Below are 21,523 nucleotides of genomic sequence, written 5' to 3' on the forward strand. Positions count from 1 at the left end.
CTATGCTGGGGACGATGGATAGAGGGGGCAGTTTGGGTCTCATGCTGTGATAACCATCAACTAGCTTGGTGCTGCTCATCTTATAATTGTGCTGGCTTGCAATAAAGGGGCTTTAATAGCAGGTGACTTTTAATCAAGTGGGCTGGTAATCAAGCAGGCATGTAATAAAGCTGGCTGGTAATAGAAGGTATGGCAAACAATAGGCTGAGCTAATAACAATGCGATGAGCAGGGTCATCGCATTGTTAAGTGCTAAGGGGTGGTTGCGCGCTTTAGCCAAAAAACTCGTAGGCCAGCAGTAAGGTTAAGCCATAGCCGCAGGTGTAGCACAACAGAAGTGCTGGGACATATTTTAAATAGGCCACAAAGGTCAGCTCTTTGACCTTACTCATGGCGATGATGCCCGCCGCGCTACCAATGACCAGCAATGAGCCGCCAACCCCAACAGAATAGGTGAGGCCTAACCATTCTGGGGTGGTCAGCACCGGTTCGGCTTTCAGTAATGCGGCTGTTAATGGCACGTTATCGAGCAATGCCGAGCCTATACCTGTGACAAAGTTAGAGATATTGGGATCAAACTTGGCATACACCTCGGTGAGCAGATGCAAGGTACCAATCTCTTTAAGCATGCCCACCAATAATAATATGCCGAGGAAGAACAGTAGGGTGTCGAATTCAACCTGACGAATATATTCGAGGATCTGTAACTCCTCTTTATTACTGCGAGAGGTGGTGCCCACTAAAAACATCACCGACAACCCAGAGAGGAAAGTCAGCACGGGTGGAATACCAAACAAGATATTGAGCACCATGGTTAATATGATGGTGATTAGAAAAATAATGGCGATGAGCACATCTATACGGCTGTACTGAGGCTTTATCGGCGTGGTGCTCACTCGTCCTTCGGCTTTGAGCGAGAACAACACTGCCAGTAACATGACGCTTATCGCGGCGGGGATAAACAGTATCAGTAACTGCGAGATATGCACATGGCCGCCAAGGAAGATCATCAAGGTGGTCACATCACCCGTGATCAGCGCGACACCGCCAGAGTTGACCGCAAAGATGATTAATACCGACATACGGCGTTTCATCTGGCTTTCAAGTTGAAAGGTGGTTAATAACCCGAGTGAAACCAAGGTGGCGGTGACGTTATCACAAATGGCCGACAGCACCAGCGAGAACAAGGCCACTTGGATCATCAGCATGCGTACCGATACTTGCTGTGGAAATAACTTTTGCACTAAGACTTGGATCATCCCTTTGGCATTGAGATAAGCCACAAAGGTCATGGTCGACATAAGGAACAGCCACAAGGTGGCGATTTCTAATAGGTTGTGATCAAGTTCCTGGGCCATTAGCCGCTGGTGATCGGCATCGTTTGCGGCAACAAACAGGGTTATCCAGGCTATACAGCCAAAAAACAAGGTAGTTTTAGCTTTGTTAAGGTGAGTCACCTCTTCAAAAATGATGCTTAATAGCGCTAGCACAGCAAGGGTGATCAGGAAAATGTCGAGCATACATTGGTTCCTACGGCCGACTTAAGTCCGCACCTCATGGCGATGAGAATGAAGATTTAAAATCAAGGTTATATTAAGGTTGTTGTGATAGCTGGCGATCAGACCATAGGAAAGTGCAATAGGCAAGCGTTACCTTAGTCTAACTTTGCAGTAAAACTGTGATGCGGATAGGCTTTTAAGGGGGCTGTTCATGTTTAATGTGCTGCAATTGCAGGCTTTGGTAGATGATTTAACTGTTTGCTGGCTGTGAATCGTCCGTTAACATTAGCTTCTACTTTATTATATGATTGCTCATTTTATGTGATTTTATCGGTTTAGCGTGGCGGGCTCCTTATGGGCATGGGGCAGATAAACAAAAAGAGGACACTAGGTCCTCTTTGTTTTGTTAGGCATACGCGTTATCGGTACTGCTTAACGCTGGTGTTATTTAGCCATTTTTGCAAACACGCGATCGGCAGCGGCAAGCGTTGCTTCAATCTCTTTGTCGCCATGAGCCATAGACAAGAAGCCTGCTTCATAGGCGCTTGGCGCTAGATAAACACCTTCATCTAACATGCCATGGTAAAACTCTGGGAAGGCCTCGGCATTACATTGAGTGACTTGGTCGAAACGTGTGACTTTCTCTTCGTCAGTGAAGAACAAGCCAAACATACCGCCAACATAGTTGATGCTCAGTGGAATACCATGTTTGTTGGCCGCCGCCTTAAAGCCTTCGGCAACACGTTTTGTTTTATCAGCAAGCGCTTCGTAAAGGCCTGGCTCGCTGAGTGCTTCCATCTGCGCAAGACCGGCTGACATCGCAATCGGATTACCAGACAGGGTACCCGCTTGATAAACTGGGCCCGTTGGCGCGATAAACTGCATCACATCTTTACGGCCACCGAAAGCGCCTACTGGCATGCCGCCGCCGATCACTTTTCCTAATGTGGTGAGATCGGGCGTGATCCCGTAGTGGCCCTGAGCCCCGCTTTTCGATACGCGGAAACCAGTCATCACTTCGTCGATAATAAGCAGTGCGCCGTATTGATCACACAGGGCACGCAGGCCTTCAAGGAAACCAGGGATTGGCGGAATGCAGTTCATGTTGCCAGCTACAGGCTCAAGAATGATGCACGAGATCTCTTCTGGATACTGTTCAAACAGCGTTTTAACCGATTCAAGTTCATTATAAACGGCGGTTAGGGTGTGCTTAGCAAAATCTTCAGGAATACCAGGAGAGCTTGGCTGACCCAGAGTCAGCGCGCCAGAACCTGCTTTTACGAGTAAGCAGTCCGCGTGGCCGTGGTAGCAGCCTTCAAACTTAAGGATTTTATCGCGACCAGTGAAACCACGAGCCAGACGAATGGCGCTCATGGTCGCTTCAGTACCTGAGCTCACCATACGGACTTGTTCCATCGATGGCACCATCTCGATCACTTTTTCAGCCATGCGCACTTCAAGTTCAGTGGGGGCACCAAATGACAGGCCATTTTCCACGGCGGCCAATACCGCTGCACGAATCTTTGGATGGTTGTGACCTAGAATCATCGGTCCCCAAGAGCCAACATAATCGATATAGGCTTTGCCATCGGCATCATAAATATAAGCACCATCCGCTTTTTCGATAAACAGTGGCGAACCACCAACACCGTTAAAGGCACGTACTGGCGAGTTAACGCCACCAGGAATAGTTTTTTTAGCCTGTTCAAATAGGGTTTCAGAGCGGGTCATGCTAGATCCTTTAAAGTCAGTTGCCAGATTAAAAATCGGCTTTTGTGAATATCAATTAACGGCTCATTAGGGTTGCTCAACTTGTGCCGCAACCCTTTATATCACTGCAAATCTTGCCATGGACATGCATAGCCCACCGTTACCTGCCTGTTTTTCTTGCGTTCGTGGCAGCGGGGCATAAGCACCATCTTTGCAATGCTGTGTATCAATTTTGTGGGTTAAGTGCAACTTAACAGCGCCTTGTTAGCGTTTTACCGTGAGACAAAACCTTGCGCCTGAATATAAGCCGCTAGAGTATATCAGCCCATACTAAATTGTCTTCAAGTTGATCTATTATTGTGACCGTATACGCAGCATTTTCAATGTCATCGATCACAGAGTGGCGGATTGCTAGTACTGACGCGAAGCGGTCTGTTTTATGGGGAGAGGGCTAAAAATAATGGGCGGACCTGATGGCACCGCCCATGATGTTAGGTATCGAAGTTATCTTATGGCACCGCATTAGCATAGCTGCCGCGCCGAGTCATTCGAACCTTGAGTGAGCTTACATGCACTTAGTGCAGCGTAAGTGTTGCCTGCTGCGAATAGTACAGCGAGACATCTTTCATCTGTTGCTCAGATAGCTGCGCGGCTTGCCCTTGCATAATGGGGTTGCTGCGCTCGCCGTGCTTAAACGCCATTAGCTGCTTAAACAGGTAAGCGGCTTTTTGCCCTTCGAGCATGGGGTAGCTTGGCATCACCTTAAGCATAGTTGCGCCATGGCAAGCGATACAGCGAGTCGAAGCCAGCTGCTTTCCCTGCTCAACATCGGCCGAATATGCCAAGGTACTAGGGCTTATCTTTAGCCCCATATTTTCGATCGTTTGGTTGAACTCTCGGCGCTCATTGCCGCTGACAATAGCGGCAAATAGCAGTGCAGCGATGAGGCCAAGGCTCACAAATAAACGTTTCATCAGTGGTCTCCTTTAGCCGTTGGCATGGGGGGCATCAGCTCAGGATCTAACGGTTTACGCCTAAAGATCTGCATGTCGATACCAGTCTCGTTATAGTAAGTCGACAGGTAATCGAGCACAGGATCCCAAGTGTCAGATAAATCCCATAAACCTTGGGTGTCAATCATCCACTCAATGGTCTCGCGCCATACGGCTCTATTTCCGGGGTTTTGCGGGATAATATGACTGGTGTGACAGGCGTTACACTGATCTTTTACCATCTCCCAGCCCGGCGCCATAATCAAACCCGTTTCAGCATCCACCGGATAGGTGGCCACCTCAGACGAGCCTGCGGCTACCCCTGGCATACTTGCTAGCATTAACGCTGCCGCAAATAGGTGTTTTTTCATTACACCACCCTTAATGCAATGCGGTGGCAACCGTTAAATAGGTACCCTTTGGGGTTCCACTGAGGTTGTACCATTGGTTGGGTGTCACCTTGGCTGTCGGTGGCACGGGCCCAAATTTCGTAGTAGCCAGTTTGTGGTAGCTTGAGGCTAATGGCCCATTGTTGCCATGCCGTTGGATTGGCGGGTTTGGTGAGTGACGCGCTTTGCCACGTGGTGCCATAGTCATAGCTGACTTCCACTTTAGTCACTTCACGCACACCAGCCCAAGCATGGCCGCGCACTTCAATGTTCTCGCCTAGGGCTAGCTCACCGCCGGTTTGTGGTGAGGTAATTAACGACTTAACAATCATCTCTTCGATGATCTTAAAGTCTTTGTTGTCGACCTTTTCACCTGGGGCGACAGGATGCTTTGGTACTTGATAAGCGGGAGCCGCCATCTTTTTACCATCGTGCACGCGATCGCGTACGCCAATGCCGGTGGCACATTTTTGTGATACTGAGCCAGGACGACCGCCAAAGACGATACGCAGTGGGTAACCGTGCATGTAAGGAATATCTTCGCCGTTCATTGCCCACGCGATAAGGGCGTTTTCATTCATGGCCGCTTCAATCGGCACGCCACGAGAAATGGCCGCGCCTTTACCACTAATGTGCTTGTCGGCACCATAGTGCGCGGTATACACCGCATCGCTCTTTACGCCACAGTCGGCTAATACGTCTTTGACTAAAACACCAGTCCACTCTGCGCAAAAGACAGCCGAGTTACTCCACTGGTTACCTTTGGCGTTAGGGTAGAAGTTGACTCGGCTATTGCCGCCACATTCGAGTACCAGTTTTTGGGTATGGGTCTTAAACTTCTTTTTTAGCTCGGCGATGGTGTAGGTTTTAGGCGTTTCGATTGACTCGCCATCGACGGTAAACTCCCAAGTGTCAGGATTGATGTTCTCGAAGTCGGGCATCTGGCCATTCCAGCGAATAAAGGCCACATCCGATGGCGTGGTCGCAGGATCAAGCAGATGTTCTGGTGGGAAGGCATTCAGTGGGCTGCTGTTGAGTACCTTAAAGTGTTCAGGCAGGTGATCGACTTTACTCCACTTTACCGCTGACACATCCATGGCTGCCATGCCTTCTGGTCGGTTTTGCGCAAATACCCAATTGACTGGCAACATGGCCGCTACTGAAGTGGCTACCGCCCCTTTAAGAAAATTACGTCTATCGATTGCCATGGTGTGTTAGTCCTTACCTTTAGAAAAATAGTGCGCCATCTGCTGCATCTGCTCAGTTGTTAACAATTTGGCGACTTTACTCATGGTTTTATCTTGGCGTTGGCCGTTTTTAAATGCGGTTAATTGCGCAACCATATATTGACTGTTTTGCTGAGCAAGATTGGGAATGCTGGGAAATGGATTATTGCCCGACTGTCCATGACATGCTTTACACATGTTGAGCAGTTTCTCATCCGATGCTGCAAAGCTGTTGGTGCACAGGCTTATACTTGCCAATGTGACGGAAGCAATAAGCCAGCGGCTGTTACGTTGTCGCTGCATGTTATTTAATACTCGTAGTTATGTTTAGCCGTAACGGTCAGTGAGTTATTTGCATCAATTGAGTGCCTATCGAATTGCGCATAAAAAAACATCACTAAATTCACGCTAATGCGCGTAAGTGTTACCAGGGTCACAAAACTAAGACTAAATGAGAGCGATAGCATGTAAAAAGTTATGAAAAGTTATAAAAGATCATGATAATCAATTATTTACTGATTTGTGGTCAGGGTGAGCTAAGGGGCGGGGGGGATCACATTAACCAAGATGTGCTGAAAAACTGAGCGCTAGGCGGGTGGCAGCGTTGACGTAAGCCGAATGCTGCCGAACTCGTTAGCGTTAAATTTGGCCTGAATTAATCTGTTTTTGTAACGCCGACCAGCCGATCACGCCAACGACATTATCGCGCTCGCCTTGATAGACAAACACCTCGCCGCGGCGTTCGATGGCCAAAATTTCGTAGACCTCTTTTAATGTGCTGCTATCGGCAACGCCTTGGATCGGGTGGCGGCTTAAGGTGCTTTTGCTGTCGTCATGTTGCAGCTCTAATTGCAACATCTCCATTTGACCTTGGCGGTTACGCATTAACACCGAGCGTCCTTCAGCGCGTTTTAGTACTTCAAGCAGCAACTCATCATTGTCTTTAACGATAACAAAGCGCTTATCCATGATGGCGCGCACGCCGGTTTTTTGCAGCCCCAGTTTGACCGGCGCAATTTTGTAGTCCAGCCCCATCAGCTCCATCTGTTTATAAAACAGCGACTGAGTATTAAAGGCTTGGTGGGCGATTAAGAAGGCGGGTATGGTGACAAACATCGAGGGCAGGATGATGGCGGCGTTATTGGTGAGTTCTAGCAATGCCACCAAGGCGGCCAGCGGTGCGCTGAGGCACACGCCCATCATGGCGGTCATGCCTATGATGGTGTACAGGCCTATATAGGGGCTAATGCCGGGGAAGAACTGCGCGCTGATAATGGCTAAAATAGCGCCAATTAAGGCACCGATCCCAAATAATGGGCCGATAATCCCGCCAGGGATCCCAAGACCTATGGCGGCAATGGTGGCGATAATCTTGCCTATCAGCAAGCCCACTAATAACCCCAGGCTTGGATGCTCACTAATAGCGTAACTTATCGCCTGCTCACCACTGCCCAAAGCTTGGGGTAACAGCAGCCCGACTGCGCAGGTGACCAAGCCTGCCAACATGAGCCTAGCAAATAGCGGCCATTGTTGGCCTTTAGCGGTGACCGTTAGCAGGCTGTGATTAAACAGGGCGGCGATGCAGCCGAGTGTTAGGCCACACAGGGCTAAGATCGGATATTGCGACAAGGGGATATGGTCGATACCTATCTGTTCATATTCATGGATATTGCCAAACACTAGTTGACTGGTCACCGCGCCACATATGGCTGATAGCATGATAGGGAAGAAGTAATGCACCTTATATTCTCTGAGTACTACCTCAAAGACAAAGATCACCGCGGCCAATGGCGCGTTAAAGGTTGCGGCAATACCTGCGGCGATGCCACTGGCGCACATAATGCGTACGCTGTTGTCCGGTAGCTGGAACTTTTCTGCCATAACACTGGCACTGACAGCGCCTAAATGGATGGCAGGGCCTTCGCGGCCCACTGAAAAGTTGCTAGCAAGGGCAAATAAGGCTTGAAAGAATTGCCCCGGCGCCGATTGTAAGGGAATTTTGCCGTAGTGCAGTTTCATGCGGTGCATTACATAGGCGATACCCATGCGTTTGTAACGTTTAGAGCCCAATTGCGCCACGAGCCAGATCAACAATCCACCAAAAAGCGGTAATAGCACTCGCCAGTCGCTAAAGTTGTCAGTAAAATCCCATACTTGAGATTGGGTTAAGGTATGTAACCACTGCAGTAATAGCCTAAATAATATAATGACCCCAGAAGCCACCAAGGCAAATGCGAGCGCCAAGCCGCACAATTGCACACTGATTTTGGCTTGTGACAATTTATCTTTGAGTGCTGTATTAAGGTAATGCTGGCATTGAGAAATAAGGCGATTAACGAGTTGCTGCACAGAAACCATGGTGGTAAACCTTTACCGTACTAAAAGCGTGAGTGTCGATTTTTTATAAGGGGCTAGTATTTAATGTCAAATTATCATCGTTGGATCGATCGCTTGCAAGTGATAGAGCGAAAAATTCGACCTTCGAGCGTTTATCTTTTCTTTTTGATCTTAGTGGCATTTTTTGCTGGCGTATTGACCTGGGATCTCTGGTCATCGCAACATCCAATTCAGCCCGCTCAATCGAAAAATAGCACCGAGCTAAGCCAAGCCTTAACAAAGCAGGCCGAGATGTTAGCTTCGCGCAATTTGGAATTGGCGTTAGCCCAAGAAGCCAATGACAATATGCAAAAGATGTTTTTAACTCAACATCAAAAACAGAAAGAGCTTGAACGAGAACTGGCGTTTTATCGCAGCATTATGGCGCCAGAAAACCAAGCCGACGGTGTGGCAATTCATGATTTAGGCTTAAACCCTGGCCTATTGCCCAACCAGTTCAGGGTTAAATTGGTATTAACCCAACTGCAAAAGCGCAAGCAAGCCTTGAAAGGTAAGGCCGAGCTCACGTTTATCGGTTTGCAGGATGACAAAGTGGTGAGCCTGCCGTTATCGTCACTCACTGATGATAAGCTTAACTTTAGCTTTCGCTATTTTCAGATTTTAGAAACCGTGGTGCAATTCCCTGAAGGCTTTGTGCTTTCTCAGGTCGACGCAAAAGTCACAGTGCCAGCCAGTCGTTGGAGTAAAGGCGACAGTGCCGAGTTGGTGTTTGCCGCCGCAGATCTGTTGCAAGTGGAGCCGACGGTTGATGGTGTCGATGAGGAGGTCACTATAGAAGATGACGTACCTGAAGAGACTGAGCAGCATGAGGACGACACCCAAAATCGCAATGAGGCCATTGATCCACTAGCCCAATAAGCTGTGGGTGATAATACAAAAATAAATTGATTTTATCTGAGCCAAGACTATTACTTGAACAAATTGGTCAGGTATTGGATAATTCGCTCAGCAAACCGATGTATAGAGGTAGTAATGACTGAACAAGTTGAAGATACAATGCCAATCCGTTTCACCGACGCGGCAGCTTCAAAGGTAAAAACCTTGTTGGACGAAGAGCAAAATGATGCACTTAAGTTGCGTGTGTACGTGACCGGTGGCGGTTGCTCAGGTTTTCAGTACGGTTTTACGTTCGATGAAAAGGTCAACGAAGGTGACTTTACCGTTGAGAAACAAGGGGTTCAGTTAGTAGTTGACCCAATGAGCCTACAATATCTTGTGGGTGGCGAAGTGGACTATACTTCGGGACTTGAAGGCTCGCGCTTTTTTGTGAAAAACCCTAATGCCACCACCACCTGTGGCTGTGGTGCTAGCTTCTCGGTATAACCTAGCCGCTTGACCACCTATGGTGAGTCTGACGCATAAAAAAGCCAGCATTGCTGGCTTTTTTGTGTCTGGAACACTTATGCCAATTTACCAGGGACGGTAAAAAATTGGCGTTGCGTCTAAAGCACTTATGCCAATTTACCTGGGACGGTAAAAAATTGGTGTTGTGTCTAAAGCACTTATGCCAATTTACCAGGGACGGTAAAAATTGGCCTTGTGTCTGTGGTAACCCAGCCTGAATGTCTTAACGTCACAAAGACCAAAGACCAAAGACCAAAGACCAAAGACCAAAGACCAAAGCCCAAAGCCCAAATCACTGCGTGATAGCGCCTGACTCTATGTAGCGATAAAGGTTAACGCATGATGTTCATGTTATTTTTAACATGACAGTAGGCCGACACTTGGGCGGTAAACGCTATCCACACTTGTAATATCGCTAATAAAATCAGCACGCCAAACACCAAGTAGTCGGGGATTTTGCCTTGCCATTCGCCTAATTGAAAGGTCGATGGGCCTGTGAGCAAATTATCTGGGTCGTATAGCAACACAGGTAAAATGCTGACCAGTCCAAGTTGCACCACAGTGTAACCGCGCAGTAGATACAATCCCGCCCGTTGGCGGCCTAGCACAGCAATCACCATCAGTAGCGTCAACAGACAAAATAACACCCCTTGTTTGGCTACAAGGCCACTAATCGATGCGATGCTTAAGAAGAGTAACAAGCCAATTAAACGTTTTGGTAGCCGCGCTTTGACTGGCGTAGAGCTGGTTTCCTGCGGCTGAGTGGCATCATGTAACGGTGAGGATGGTTGCACGAGTGAGGCTCCGTCATCGAATAACAAGATAAGCGCTTTAGTCTGGCTAAAGCGCTGTTTAGCGACTGGCTGATCGCGCTGTGGCGAGCCAGTGATTGTCGAGCTTAGTGGCTCTGCTTAGGCGTTAAGCGCTGCTCTAGCTCATAAGGCGGGATCACCACGCCAAGATCTTCTTGCACTGGGAATACGGCAACAAACAGATCATCATCTTGCATGCCTGGAACCCAACGTTCTAGCCATTCATCAAGGGCAATGGCTAAAGGGGTACAATCAGCCCAATCATCTACGGCCCACATGGCAGCAGACTCTTCGCAAGGCCACATTGGGATGCAATCTTCATCATCTGTGGTGAGCATGACGCAGCCATCAGCGTCTTGCAATGTCCATAGGGTTTTGTGGGCCTTGGCTTGTTCGACAAGGTAGTCGTAACGCGCTTCTGGCGTCATCTTGCTGGCATCTTTTGCACTTTTGCTCATGGTGTTCTCTTTCATCTTAATGGGGCTAAACCGATTGGCGGCAATGATAACATTTGTTACGCCGCAGTATAGAGGATTTTGTTGCGCGGTGAGGCGGGAGTTAGCCGGCCGCAATACATTGGCGGCCGGCATGTTTACCCAAGGAGCAGGTTTAGTGGATTAAGTCGATCAATTTTTTGGCGATTTGGGTATTGTCTTGATGACCATTAAATTGCGCCGCACCTTGACCATAAGCAAAGACTTGTACGTCGACGGCGTCGTGCCCGCCGGTTGTCCAGCCAGTAGAGGTCAGGGTGTCAATTTGTTGCTTTAATCGCGTAGTGGCTTCTTTTACCCCATTATCTTGTGCTAATGCCGTTTGCAGCTGCTGGCGATACTCATTGCGCTGCTCGGCATCGATAGGTAAGCCTAAGTGTGTTTGCCAAAAATCACTAAAGGCTTGTTCACTTGCCAAGTGTGTCGGTGATTCAGACAGCCACTTGGCTAAGGTACTGGGCATCTGCTTGACGCTATGCAGCAGCTGACCACGCCATTGATATACACCATCTGCGCCGAGGCTCAGGCCGCCGGTCGAGTGATCGGCTGTCATCACCAATAAAGTGTTGGGATGCTGGTCGATATAGTCGACGACCACTTGGGTGGTGGCGGCTAAATCGGTCATTTCAGCCATGGCGCAGGCAATATCATTGCTGTGGCCACACCAATCGATTTGGCTGGCTTCTATCATCATCACAAAGCCTTTAGGGTTAGGTGGCAGCAGTGTGAGCGCATGCTCGGTCATTTGGCTTAAACGCAGTGGGGCTGGGCTGCCCAAGGCTGGCGCTAATCCTTTGGGGGCAAATAGTCCCAAGGCGGGTAGGCGCTCGAGTTGGCTCAGCGCGCTGAGATCGTCTTGATATTGATAACCTAAGGCGCGCAGTTCGGCGACTAAATCTCTATCTTCACGCACGAAATACTGTTGGCCGCCACCTAGCATAAGATCGGCCACCGGCTTGTTGTTGATGAGATTGCTGAGAAAATCATCGGCTATCTCATTGTAGTTTCTGCGATGTTCATTGTGGGCCAAAAAGCTGGCTGGGGTGGCGTGGTTAATCTGTGAGGTTACCACCACGGCGGTAGTGCGCTGCTTGGCTTTGGCGTATTCGAGCAAGGTCGGCAAGACTTGTTTGTCGCTGTTAACGGCAATGGCGCCGTTATAACTCTTATGGCTGGTGGCTAAAGCGGTTGCCGCCGCCGCTGAGTCGGTGACATAGGTGTCATCATCGGGATAGGTACTTGCCATGCCCACTAACAACTTATCAAAAATGGTCGGTTCAACGGCCTTGGTGGTGAGATCATCATTAAAATAACGATAGGCGCTGGTATAGGCGGGCCCCATGCCGTCGCCTATGATGTAGATGATATTGGTCGGCGCTGCCGCCACTGCGCAAGGCAGGGTTGCGATTAAGGTGGCGAGCATCGCGTTAAGCTTACTTGAGTGAGCCGAGCTGCTGATGGCCGCAGCCAGACGCGCCATAGTGGCAAAGCATGACTCTAATGTAAGTTTTGATGTCAGTTGTGATGTAGTTTGCAATGTGGACTGGGTCATTATATTACTCCAACGACTCGATAGATTCAGGGGCTTCAGCGCTGTGAGCCTTGCCGATGTCAGCGTTAATGGGCTTAACGTATTGCTCTAGCCATTGCTGCTGCTCCCAAAGCATGTGCTGTAGCGACTCTTTGGCTGCATAGCTGTGGCTTTCATAGGGCAGCATCACCAACTTTGCCGTACCGCCTAGGCCACGGATGGCGTTAAACAGTCGTGACGATTGCATCGGGTAGGTGCCTGAGTTGGCGTCCATCTCGCCATGGATCAGCAGTAGCGGCTCATCAATTTTATCGGCATGGGTAAAGGGCGACATCTGCTGGTAGAGAGCGGGTGCTTCCCAGTAATTACGTTTTTCATATTGGAAACCAAAAGGGGTCAGGGAGCGATTATAAGCGCCGCTTCTCGCGATACCGGCTTTAAACAGATCCGAGTGAGCCAAGAGGTTGGCGACCATAAATGCGCCATAAGAGTGGCCGCCGATAGCGACTCTGTTTGGATCGGCGATACCCATGTCACTTAAGGTGTCGATGGCCGCTTTAGCATTCGCCACCAGTTGAGTGCGAAAACTGTCATTGGGCTGAATATCGCCTTGACCGACAATCGGCATAGCCACTTTATCGAATACGGCAAAGCCTTGGGCGACAAAGGGCAGTGGCCCTTTGGCGCTGATCCCTTGGTATTGATGCACTGAATAGTTTACTTGGGCGGCAACTTTCGCGTCTTTGTATTCGCGTGGATAGGCCCACATGAGCAGGGGCAGCGGCCCTTGTGATTTATCATAACCGGCAGGTAAGTAGAGCATGCCTGAGAGGGGCAAGCCATCGGCGCGCTGATAGTTAACCAGTTGGCGAGTCATGCCTTGATAGGCGGCCAGCTCATTATCGGCTTGATAAAGTAGTTGCTCGCTACCTGTATGTGGCTCCACTAACACTAAATGTGGCGGGGTTATAGAGTCTTCACGCTTAATGATTAATTTAAGAGGCGACAAACTGATGACATATTTAACCTGCTCAAGTTTATCGCTCGCGCTTTGCCAGATAGTCTCGCTATAGTTGTTATCGAGCTGGGTTTGCTTGAGGAAAGGGCGATAGCCCTTAGCCGATGCACCAATACCATAATGGCTGAATTTACCTTGGGTTATATCTACAAGAGCAACCCCTTGTTGTCTATCGCGATAGAGCCTACCGGGGGCTTTATAGGTGTCACGCTGGGCTTTTTGATACCAGAGTTTGGCGGGCTTGGCTTCGTCTGTACCCAGTAAGCTTACATCCAAAATGCTGACGCGCACCTGCTTCTTGTTGGCATTTTTTTCACTGACAAACAGTCGGCCTTGTTCTGCCCAATCAAGATCGTTAATACGCCATGGCATTTGCAGCAAAGCGTGTGGGATTTGGGTAAATGGTGCTGGCCAGTTGAGCACTTCATCGCGCAGCGCGGCAGGCTGCTCGCCATCGCCGTTATCCAGAGGTTGAACAAACACTAAGGTGTCGGGTTGATCGGGTCGCCAGTGGATAAGGCGCGGGCCAGTACTGACCGAGTCGGCACCAGCTGCGCGAAACTCGCCGCTGTCGATATGACCTAAGGTTTTGATATGTTGGCCATCGCGGTTAAATAGCTCAACCTGCTGGGAAAAGTCATAGTATTTAACGATATAGGAATAGGGCGCGTGTATCTGTTTTGCGATCAGGAACTGATCGTTGGGTGATAAGGCAAAGTGACTGTTGATCTGCGGTTGGCCCACATTGGTGCGTTGACCATCGAGGGAGATTATCGCCAGCTGGCTGGTGGTTAACTGCTTAAATGCCTGCTCATCTTGCTGATTTTGAATTAAATCTTGATAAGTACGCCGCGGTGCTTTTTCACCCAAGGCGTGGCTAATGTTAGGGCCTATGTTGGCAAGGGGAGCTTGCTTATCTTGCGGCACCGCGAAGGTGGTGACAATGGCCTTACTGTCATGTTGCCATTGGTATTTGGCGCCAAATACTGCATTAAGTGGGCTGGCATTGAGACGCTGGGTTTGGCCGCTGGCCAGTTGATACAGGTACAGATCAACGGCCCGAGGCGTAATGGCTATGTAGCTTAGGTATTGACTGTCGGGCGAAAACTGTACGTTAGCAATGTTAGCGCCTTGCTGTTGTATGGTGAGGCGTTGATTGTTATCAAGATTGATTAACGTAATAAATTGGTAGCGTTTTTTCGGTCTGCTTTGGGCTAAATTATCTGGCGAAATTCGCAGGCCGGCCAACTTTTTTTCGCTTTGAGCCAACTCATGAATAGTGGGGTGCGCCTGAGGATGCAATAGCGCTATATGGCGTGCATCGCCTGCCAGTCGTGTATCGACCATTTTGGTTTGCTCGAGCACCTGTTGCAGTGGCGCCGAGGGCTGCTGATAGTCGCCAGCGGTTGTGTGTAGGCTGGACAACAAGATCAGGGCAGCCATTAGATATTTTAAAATGTGCATTAGTTATCCTGACTTAAATGCATGAGTGATGAAAAAGCGCCCATTTGGGCGCTTTTTATGACTTATTCAAAAGCTTAAAACTTTTGTGAATAACCTAAGAATAAGGTGCGGCCCACGATAGAGTAGCTGCTGTTGCCTTCTTCGAAGAAGGGCCAATCGTTATGATTGTCACTGCGGACGTCATATAGAGGTGGCATCTCATCGGTGAGGTTTTTCACCCCAGCAGTAAACTTACCATTCCATGGCGCGTTGTAGCCCAGAGTTAAGTTGATCACCTGATAAGCATCGAGCGTATCGGGATAATCATCTTGCTCATAGCTATCGCCATTGGCGTCAATAAGGTCAAAGGTATCGGTACCCGTGGCTTCCCCTGTGTAGTAGTAGGCCAAGGTTGCGCTGACATCTTGATAGTTCCAAGTTAGGCTGGCATTACCTTTCCATTTAGGCACAAAGTTAGTGTCGGTTTCTTCTTCAATCTCACTGTCGAGGTTCTCTTGATACTCTTTGCTTAGCAGATAAGAGGCGGCCAATTTCAGCTTAAAGTCACCGACTGCGGTTTCAGCAAAACGATAGTTAAAGCTGGCATCGATACCTTGTGAAGCTTCATAGGCACTGTTAATCGGCCCCTTACGCATACACGCTAAGTTGCTGATCCCCTCATCATCGAGCTCTGTAAGATAGCCGACCACATCCATCTGATCGCAGCTGGTGTAGTTGCCGGTTTGGTCATAGCTTGGGTCATCGAGCATCTCACGAGTAGAGATGGTTTTTACCGCGCCCTCGAGCTCAATGTTCCACCAGTCTAATGACACATCGGCGTTTTCGCTTAGGTTGGCAACAAGGCCAATGTTCCAGAAATCACCCTTTTCTTCAGTTAAGTTGAGGTTGCCAGAACTAAAACCGTCGTAGCTATCTTCATAAATCTCATTAGGGATGGTGGGGTGTGGGTAATCTGTGCTGCCAAAACTACGTGTTAGGCCGGCATACAAGCGATGCATATCGGGGGCACGGAAGCTTTTACCTATGTTGGCACGCACCATCACTTCATCGATAGGGCGATACATAATGCCCATCTGTGGTGTGGTAGCGCCGCCCACGTTTGAATCGTCTAAGTAGCGGTCATAACGCAGCGCCGCAGACAAATCTAATGATTTAACCCCAGTCATGTTAGCCAATAGTGGGATCTGTACTTCACCTGCGATGGCAACGCGATCGCGATCACCTTCACCACCCGTGCCGCCCATGCCGATAAAGCCGCCGCTCTTGGTGACTTCATCTAAGGTATCTTCATAGCTTTCACGCGCCCATTCGGCTGTGGTGGCAAAGCCAACTGTGCCTGCGGGTAGTTCCATAAGGTCGCCAGTAAACACCGCTTGGAACTGATGCATGCTTGAGGTGGAGTCTTTGGTTGAGGCGCCGATTAAGGCTTCAACTTGGGTATCGGTAAGCTTATTGTTTGGATACCATTTGGTCGGATCGGTGTTGTTAGGATCGAAGGTAATGATATCGAGCAGTCCATCGGCGCGAACCATATGGTTGTTTTGTTTCTCGTAACGGTTAAAGCCACTCGACCAAGAGAGGTCCAGTTCATAGTCGCCTATTACGCCGCTGGCACCCAAAGAAAACGCTAGCTTGGTATTTTGGGTGTCATAAATACGATCGCCTGGGAACTCTTCCATACGACGACGCAGTTGGAACTTGTTGTCGTTAGCAAATTCACCAGAGTCATAACTCAGCGCGCCAGTGGCTTGATCTTCGTAGATGTAAGTGCCGAAGCCTTTCTCATCTTTGTATTTTTGCCCTTCTTTATATGAGGCGTTGATCATGCCGTACAGCTGCCACGCATCATTAAGATCGTAGGTGCTGTTGACTACTAGGTTGATTCTGTCATAAGCCGATTGCAGACCCCGGTCGGCATATTTGTCATAGTAGCAATCGTATTTACCAGCAGGGGTATAAATGCCTTTATCACCAAATAGGTCGGTACATTGCGCCTGATCCAGTGGGCTGTATTTGTTACTAGTATAAGCCTTGTCATAGTCTTGGATCCATGAAGCCCAGCTAGAAGCACCAGCATCACCAAAGGGACCCGCGCCCCAACGTACATTGCCATCTTCATCTTCATAGTAAGCTGGGCTGAATAAACTGTCGCGCTGGGATGTTTTAATCGCTTCAACTTTCTTATATTCGAACATGATCAAGGTTTGGCTATTTTCGGTATTAATGCCTTGTAGATATGACAGATCAAGTTGCTCGCCACCGCCTTGGGTCGGTGAGTTGTACTTAACCGCCGCTTTAGCGCCGTCATATTCTTTCTTTAAGATAATATTAACCACACCGCCGACGGCATCTGAGCCGTAAATGGCCGATGCACCCCCGGTGAGAATTTCGATACGTTCTACCGCTGCGGTAGGGATATCTGAGGTATCGACGAAGTTACTTGAACCGCCAGCAGCACTGGGGAATGACGCCTGACGACGACCATTGATCAATACTAGCGTTCTATTGGCGCCCATGCCACGTAGGTTGACAGAGCTTGCGCTGTCGGTAAAACCGTCGCTTTCGCCATTAAGTGAACCGCCGGTATTGGCGACCGATGATTGCAGTACTTCTGCAATAGACGTTAAGCCACTGTTAGCGATATCGTCGGCAGAGATCACGGTAACTGGCGCCACACCTTCAAAGTCAGCACGTTTAATACGTGAACCTGTGACTTCGATTTTTTCTATTTTTGCTTCATTGTTATCGGTGTCGGCCTGCGCTGCTATTAGAGTGGTTGGCGTAAAGGCCAGCGCCAGCGCTATGGTAATGGCCGAGTGCTTAAGTTGGGGTTTCATCTAATATGATCCTTATTATTATCGTTAACTACCTTTTTTATCTGCAAACCTAAAGAGCTTTACTGGCTGCTCCGTGTGATGTGCGGAGAGCGCAAATGACGGTGTCGTTTAACCATCAAGATAGCTTGCTGTTTACTGCGCCTAGTTGTAATTAACTTGTTACCTCCCCACAATGCCTAGCGTGTCGTTTATAGGTTGTTTATATCTCTATTTAAAATCTATTATGTTTTTAAACAAAGGTTTAAGTATCTATTATTATCTATCCTTAATTGTGTTATTTTGTCGTTAATCTTGGGTTTGGTGTTACACTCGCTTTGCCTAGGGATAGCTTTAACGTTTGATATTTTGATTAAGCGCTAGCAAAAAACGGGGATTAAGGTGGCTGTGTTAAAAGAATTGGGATTTAAATTAGGTCGGTGTGAGGTCACTCCGCTGGGGCATCGTTTAGTGTTTTCCCCTCAAGCGCCGGGGCAAGATGCTGTGCAGGTGTCTTTGCAACCTAAGTTTATCGATGTGCTGTGTTACCTTGCCCAGCATTATCCTAACGTGGTGACTCGTGAAGCGTTAATCGATGCCATTTGGGATGGTAATCGTTATGTGGGGGCAAAAGCACTGACCAATGCCATATGGCACCTGCGTAAGCAACTTAGCCCGGTCGCAGGCGATCAAGAGGTGATTGAAACGGTGAGAAAGTCAGGTTATCGACTGCTTATTGCCCCAGAATTTAATCCCGAAGAGATAGCCGAACAACCCGATATTTTGCAACAGGCACAGGAGCAAGTGACGAGGCTCAAGCGAGGGTATCGACAAGGCTTGATGGCCGCAGCGGTATTGGTACTTCTGCTGGCAGGTTTTACGACTTGGCACCTGTATCATGATGAGGCGCATTTTATCCCCACCACCAAAACACAATTAACCACGACCACAGATGCGGAACTGTTTCCTAACGTGTCGGCCGATGGACGTTGGTTGGTGTATGGCAGCCGGGGTAATGGACAAAGCTATAGCCTGTATCTGAAGGATCTTAATGCCTTAAGTGATACCCCTAAACGACTGACCTCGGTTAATTCGGCTGAGATCCGCGCAGTATGGAGCCCAGATGGTAATACGCTCTATTATCCGTCACAGCGCATTGCTACTCGCCAGTGCCATATTATGCAGTTAACCATAGAGAGCGGCGAGGTGATGCCACTGGCGCCTTGTAACTCGTTTAATACCGCGTTAGATCTTGCCCCCGATGGCAATCAATTAGCCTTTATTTGGCTGGCTGAGGGCGATGAGTCCTCAGGTATTTATAGCTTGGCACTGGGCTCCTCAGCCTCACAGCCTCAACGGGTGTCGTGCCAGCAAGATTGTGGTCATCGCGATAGAGATCTTGCGTATAGCCCTGATGGACGCTGGCTGGCAATAGCGCGTCGTTTTGGCAATATTTCCGAAGATATTTTTTTACGCGATTTAGGCTCACAGCGGGAGTTGCGCTTAACCACTGGGCTGGAAGATATCCGCGGCTTAAGCTGGCACCATGATAGTGAGCGCTTAGTCTTTAGCACCGAAAACTCTGGCGTGCGCAACGGTTATATTGTCGATATTGACGATAAACAGATCCAGCCCTTAGACGTCGAGGGGATGAGCTACCCACGCTTTATCTCTGGCCGCAGTGAGTTAGTGTACGCCAACTATATTCGTGATCATCAGATCTCGCTGCTGGCGTTAGAGCAGTCGATCCCCACCACGCCGTTTTCATTATTGAATGTGGAATACAGCTACCGTAATCCAAGTTATTCCGCCAGCCGTCAACGTATTGCTTATGTGTCCAATCAAACCGGTTTTAACGAGGTGTGGAGCGTCAATACACAAGGCGGCGATGTTCGTCAACATACGCACTTGAAACGGCGCGTGGCTTACCCCAGTTGGTCTCACGATGGCAATAAACTGGCATTTTTAGCACCCGATGATAAAAATGAGGGCAATAAAATCCATGTGCTCAATCTCGACTCGGGCACTATGGCTATCTTGGCGACGCCCTATTTAGATCATAACCGCCCAAGCTGGGGCTGGGACAATGAAAGCGTATTTGCTAGTACGCTCGATGGCATTACCGAGTTTTACCTCGATAACCGTCCGCCTAAGGTGTTAAGCCCGCTGAATATGCGCCTTGGACAGTCGATTGCCGCTGATAAGTTAGTCTTTACTCGCCTGGATAAACCAGGGTTGTGGGCCTTAGCCCTTGATGGCGATGGTTCTCATGCTCTGCAGCACAATACGGCGGCGAGTAAGGTTGAGCTGCTGCTTGGTGGCGACAAGTTTACTGAAGGCTACAACTGGGTCGCGACAGATAAAGGGGTCTATTACCGTGCTAACCATCGCGACCATCAGTTAGTTAACTTTTGGCGATTTAATACCAATTTAGTCACGCCCATTATTAAGCTTCCCCCCAGCGTTATTCCACGTGCGGGCTCGATGGCTTATATTGCTGACTCGCATAGCTTACTGCTGACCCAGTCGCAAAACTCGAAACGCGATGTGATCAAGTTGCAGCATAGATTATTGCTATAGCGATAGAGATCTGCGGCAAGATTTACGGCCATCAGTGATTGATGGCCGTGAACATTTTTTGGGGGGTAAGGGCTAGTCGGCCAGAACGCAAATCGTGTTAATCGACAGTGCTCTACTCAATCGACAATGATTAATCGACGTTAGGCGGCAGGAAACAAGCCACCAAGCACAGCTAGACGTGAAGCGCCGGTAACGGCTGGTAGGTTGCCCGGTAGGCCATCATGATAACGTCTAGCCAGCCAAGCAAAGGCGATCCCCTCAACCCATTGTGGGTCTATGCCCAGCGCTGCTGTGGTATCGATGTGATAATGGGGCAGCAATTTGGCCAGACGGCGCAGCAGCTCTTGGTTAAACGCGCCGCCACCGCAAACAAACAGCTCGGCCTTGTCGGTCAGTTTTAGGCAGTCATTGGCAATGCTGTGGCAGGTTAAGTCCAGTAAGGTTGATTGAATATCGGCTTCATCTAAATAGCCAAAGTCCGCGGTTTGCTGCTCTAACCAGGCTTGATTGAAAAGCTCGCGTCCTGTGCTCTTAGGCGCGCTTAATGAAAAATACGCGTGCGATAACATCTGTTTGAGTAATTTAGCATCTGTCTTACCGCTGGCAGCCCATTGGCCGTTGTCATCATAAGGCTCGTTTTTGACCTGTTTTATCCAAGTGTCTATTAGGGTATTACCTGGGCCGTTATCAAAGCCAATCACTGCGCTGGCATCACCGGGTAGATAAGTGATGTTAGAGATGCCACCGATATTTAATATGATGCGTTTGCTGCCCGCTTGAGCAAAGCTTTGCTGGTGGAAGGCGGGTACCAGTGGCGCCCCTTGGCCGCCTAAGGCGATATCTTTGCGTCTAAAGTCGGCGATAACGTCGATGTTGGTGAGGGCGGCGATGGTGTTAGGGTCGCCTATCTGCAAGGTAAACCCCATCTCAAGGTTCGGCATATGACGCACGGTTTGGCCGTGGCTGCCAATGGCCTTGATATGTGCCTTATCGATACCCACTTTGTTTACCAGCGCATTAACCGCCTTGGCAAACAGTTGTCCCACGCTTCTATCGAGTGTGCCTAAATAATTGATTTCATCATGGCTGCCAGACTGGCAAAGACGTTGTAACCCGCTCAACAGATGGCTGGGCAGTGGCTCAGTATGGGTGTCGACAAGCGTGAGCTTATCGCCCTCAAATTTGACTAATACGGCATCGACACCGTCCATGCTGGTGCCTGACATTAGGCCGATATAGTACTGACTGCTCATCT

At 49.0% G+C, this 21,523-nt stretch carries 16 protein-coding genes; 3 read left to right on the plus strand and 13 right to left on the minus strand.

Annotation, left to right across the window (positions count from 1 at the left end; all coding sequences use genetic code 11):
- Positions 1-271 precede the first annotated feature (271 nt).
- From nhaD to AC5YBX_RS04040, 7 genes are all read right to left on the minus strand, one after another.
- Entirely contained in the window at positions 272-1,519 is a 1,248-nt protein-coding gene (gene nhaD, locus AC5YBX_RS04010) for a sodium:proton antiporter NhaD (protein ID WP_494519898.1), read from the minus strand.
- Positions 1,520-1,942: 423 nt separating this feature from the next.
- Entirely contained in the window at positions 1,943-3,229 is a 1,287-nt protein-coding gene (gene hemL, locus AC5YBX_RS04015; RefSeq protein WP_475516032.1) for a glutamate-1-semialdehyde 2,1-aminomutase, read from the minus strand.
- A gap of 554 nt (positions 3,230-3,783) precedes the next feature.
- Positions 3,784-4,182 (minus strand): c-type cytochrome, encoded by a 399-nt coding sequence (locus tag AC5YBX_RS04020; protein WP_475516033.1) that lies wholly within the window; start codon positions 4,180-4,182, stop codon positions 3,784-3,786.
- On the minus strand, positions 4,182-4,571 hold the full coding sequence (locus AC5YBX_RS04025; protein ID WP_475516034.1) for a cytochrome C: 390 nt from the start codon (positions 4,569-4,571) through the stop codon (positions 4,182-4,184). Before AC5YBX_RS04025 ends, AC5YBX_RS04020 begins: the two co-directional genes overlap by 1 nt.
- Positions 4,571-5,797, minus strand: a complete 1,227-nt coding sequence (locus tag AC5YBX_RS04030; RefSeq protein WP_475516035.1) for a molybdopterin-dependent oxidoreductase — start codon at positions 5,795-5,797, stop codon at positions 4,571-4,573. Before AC5YBX_RS04030 ends, AC5YBX_RS04025 begins: the two co-directional genes overlap by 1 nt.
- 6 nt (positions 5,798-5,803) lie before the next feature.
- Positions 5,804-6,118 (minus strand): c-type cytochrome, encoded by a 315-nt coding sequence (locus tag AC5YBX_RS04035; protein ID WP_494519897.1) that lies wholly within the window; start codon positions 6,116-6,118, stop codon positions 5,804-5,806.
- A 336-nt stretch (positions 6,119-6,454) separates the two neighbouring features.
- The gene (locus AC5YBX_RS04040; protein WP_475516037.1) at positions 6,455-8,173 is read right to left on the minus strand and encodes a chloride channel protein; all 1,719 of its coding nucleotides are present in this window, start codon (positions 8,171-8,173) and stop codon (positions 6,455-6,457) included.
- Between the two features lie 63 nt (positions 8,174-8,236).
- On the opposite strand from AC5YBX_RS04040, the gene AC5YBX_RS04045 reads away from it, so the two are divergent.
- Positions 8,237-9,070: a DUF6776 family protein gene (locus AC5YBX_RS04045; RefSeq protein WP_475516038.1), complete on the plus strand. Its 834-nt coding sequence runs from the start codon at positions 8,237-8,239 to the stop codon at positions 9,068-9,070.
- A gap of 114 nt (positions 9,071-9,184) precedes the next feature.
- Entirely contained in the window at positions 9,185-9,535 is a 351-nt protein-coding gene (erpA, locus tag AC5YBX_RS04050) for an iron-sulfur cluster insertion protein ErpA (RefSeq protein ID WP_220061717.1), read from the plus strand.
- A gap of 353 nt (positions 9,536-9,888) precedes the next feature.
- On the opposite strand, the gene AC5YBX_RS04055 is transcribed toward erpA, so the two are convergent.
- The 5 genes from AC5YBX_RS04055 to AC5YBX_RS04075 all read right to left on the minus strand — a co-directional run bounded on the left by AC5YBX_RS04055 (position 9,889) and on the right by AC5YBX_RS04075 (position 17,712).
- Entirely contained in the window at positions 9,889-10,350 is a 462-nt protein-coding gene (locus tag AC5YBX_RS04055) for a hypothetical protein (protein WP_494519895.1), read from the minus strand.
- A 104-nt stretch (positions 10,351-10,454) separates the two neighbouring features.
- A complete protein-coding gene (locus AC5YBX_RS04060) occupies positions 10,455-10,826 on the minus strand; it encodes a DUF2750 domain-containing protein (RefSeq protein WP_110456079.1) in 372 nt (123 codons plus the stop codon).
- A gap of 151 nt (positions 10,827-10,977) precedes the next feature.
- Positions 10,978-12,285 carry an alkaline phosphatase gene (locus tag AC5YBX_RS04065; protein WP_494524790.1) on the minus strand — a complete coding sequence of 436 codons (1,308 nt, stop codon included), beginning with the start codon at positions 12,283-12,285 and terminating at the stop codon, positions 10,978-10,980.
- 133 nt (positions 12,286-12,418) lie between these two features.
- Complete coding sequence (locus tag AC5YBX_RS04070; protein WP_494524396.1) at positions 12,419-14,875, minus strand: S9 family peptidase; 2,457 nt, start codon at positions 14,873-14,875, stop codon at positions 12,419-12,421.
- A gap of 74 nt (positions 14,876-14,949) precedes the next feature.
- Positions 14,950-17,712, minus strand: a complete 2,763-nt coding sequence (locus AC5YBX_RS04075; protein WP_494524397.1) for a TonB-dependent receptor plug domain-containing protein — start codon at positions 17,710-17,712, stop codon at positions 14,950-14,952.
- Positions 17,713-18,090: 378 nt separating this feature from the next.
- Between AC5YBX_RS04075 and AC5YBX_RS04080 the strand changes: the two genes are divergently transcribed.
- Positions 18,091-20,268 carry a winged helix-turn-helix domain-containing protein gene (locus AC5YBX_RS04080; RefSeq protein ID WP_494524398.1) on the plus strand — a complete coding sequence of 726 codons (2,178 nt, stop codon included), beginning with the start codon at positions 18,091-18,093 and terminating at the stop codon, positions 20,266-20,268.
- A 140-nt stretch (positions 20,269-20,408) separates the two neighbouring features.
- Here the strand turns inward: AC5YBX_RS04080 and AC5YBX_RS04085 are convergent, their stop codons facing one another.
- The gene (locus AC5YBX_RS04085) at positions 20,409-21,521 is read right to left on the minus strand and encodes an anhydro-N-acetylmuramic acid kinase (protein ID WP_494524399.1); all 1,113 of its coding nucleotides are present in this window, start codon (positions 21,519-21,521) and stop codon (positions 20,409-20,411) included.
- Between the last annotated feature and the right edge of the window lie 2 nt (positions 21,522-21,523).

The sequence above is a fragment of the Shewanella sp. 492 genome, from assembly GCF_059338445.1.

Excerpts from the sequence above, each read along its gene's own strand:
- nhaD (WP_494519898.1), bottom strand. The coding sequence starts at position 1,519 with ATGCTCGACATTTTCCTGATCACCCTTGCTGTGCTAGCGCTATTAAGC.
- hemL (WP_475516032.1), bottom strand. The coding sequence starts at position 3,229 with ATGACCCGCTCTGAAACCCTATTTGAACAGGCTAAAAAAACTATTCCT.
- AC5YBX_RS04020 (WP_475516033.1), bottom strand. The coding sequence starts at position 4,182 with ATGAAACGTTTATTTGTGAGCCTTGGCCTCATCGCTGCACTGCTATTT.
- AC5YBX_RS04025 (WP_475516034.1), bottom strand. The coding sequence starts at position 4,571 with ATGAAAAAACACCTATTTGCGGCAGCGTTAATGCTAGCAAGTATGCCA.
- AC5YBX_RS04030 (WP_475516035.1), bottom strand. The coding sequence starts at position 5,797 with ATGGCAATCGATAGACGTAATTTTCTTAAAGGGGCGGTAGCCACTTCA.
- AC5YBX_RS04035 (WP_494519897.1), bottom strand. The coding sequence starts at position 6,118 with ATGCAGCGACAACGTAACAGCCGCTGGCTTATTGCTTCCGTCACATTG.
- AC5YBX_RS04040 (WP_475516037.1), bottom strand. The coding sequence starts at position 8,173 with ATGGTTTCTGTGCAGCAACTCGTTAATCGCCTTATTTCTCAATGCCAG.
- AC5YBX_RS04045 (WP_475516038.1), top strand. The coding sequence starts at position 8,237 with ATGTCAAATTATCATCGTTGGATCGATCGCTTGCAAGTGATAGAGCGA.
- erpA (WP_220061717.1), top strand. The coding sequence starts at position 9,185 with ATGACTGAACAAGTTGAAGATACAATGCCAATCCGTTTCACCGACGCG.
- AC5YBX_RS04060 (WP_110456079.1), bottom strand. The coding sequence starts at position 10,826 with ATGAGCAAAAGTGCAAAAGATGCCAGCAAGATGACGCCAGAAGCGCGT.
- AC5YBX_RS04065 (WP_494524790.1), bottom strand. The coding sequence starts at position 12,285 with ATGCTCGCCACCTTAATCGCAACCCTGCCTTGCGCAGTGGCGGCAGCG.
- AC5YBX_RS04070 (WP_494524396.1), bottom strand. The coding sequence starts at position 14,875 with ATGCACATTTTAAAATATCTAATGGCTGCCCTGATCTTGTTGTCCAGC.
- AC5YBX_RS04075 (WP_494524397.1), bottom strand. The coding sequence starts at position 17,712 with ATGAAACCCCAACTTAAGCACTCGGCCATTACCATAGCGCTGGCGCTG.
- AC5YBX_RS04085 (WP_494524399.1), bottom strand. The coding sequence starts at position 21,521 with ATGAGCAGTCAGTACTATATCGGCCTAATGTCAGGCACCAGCATGGAC.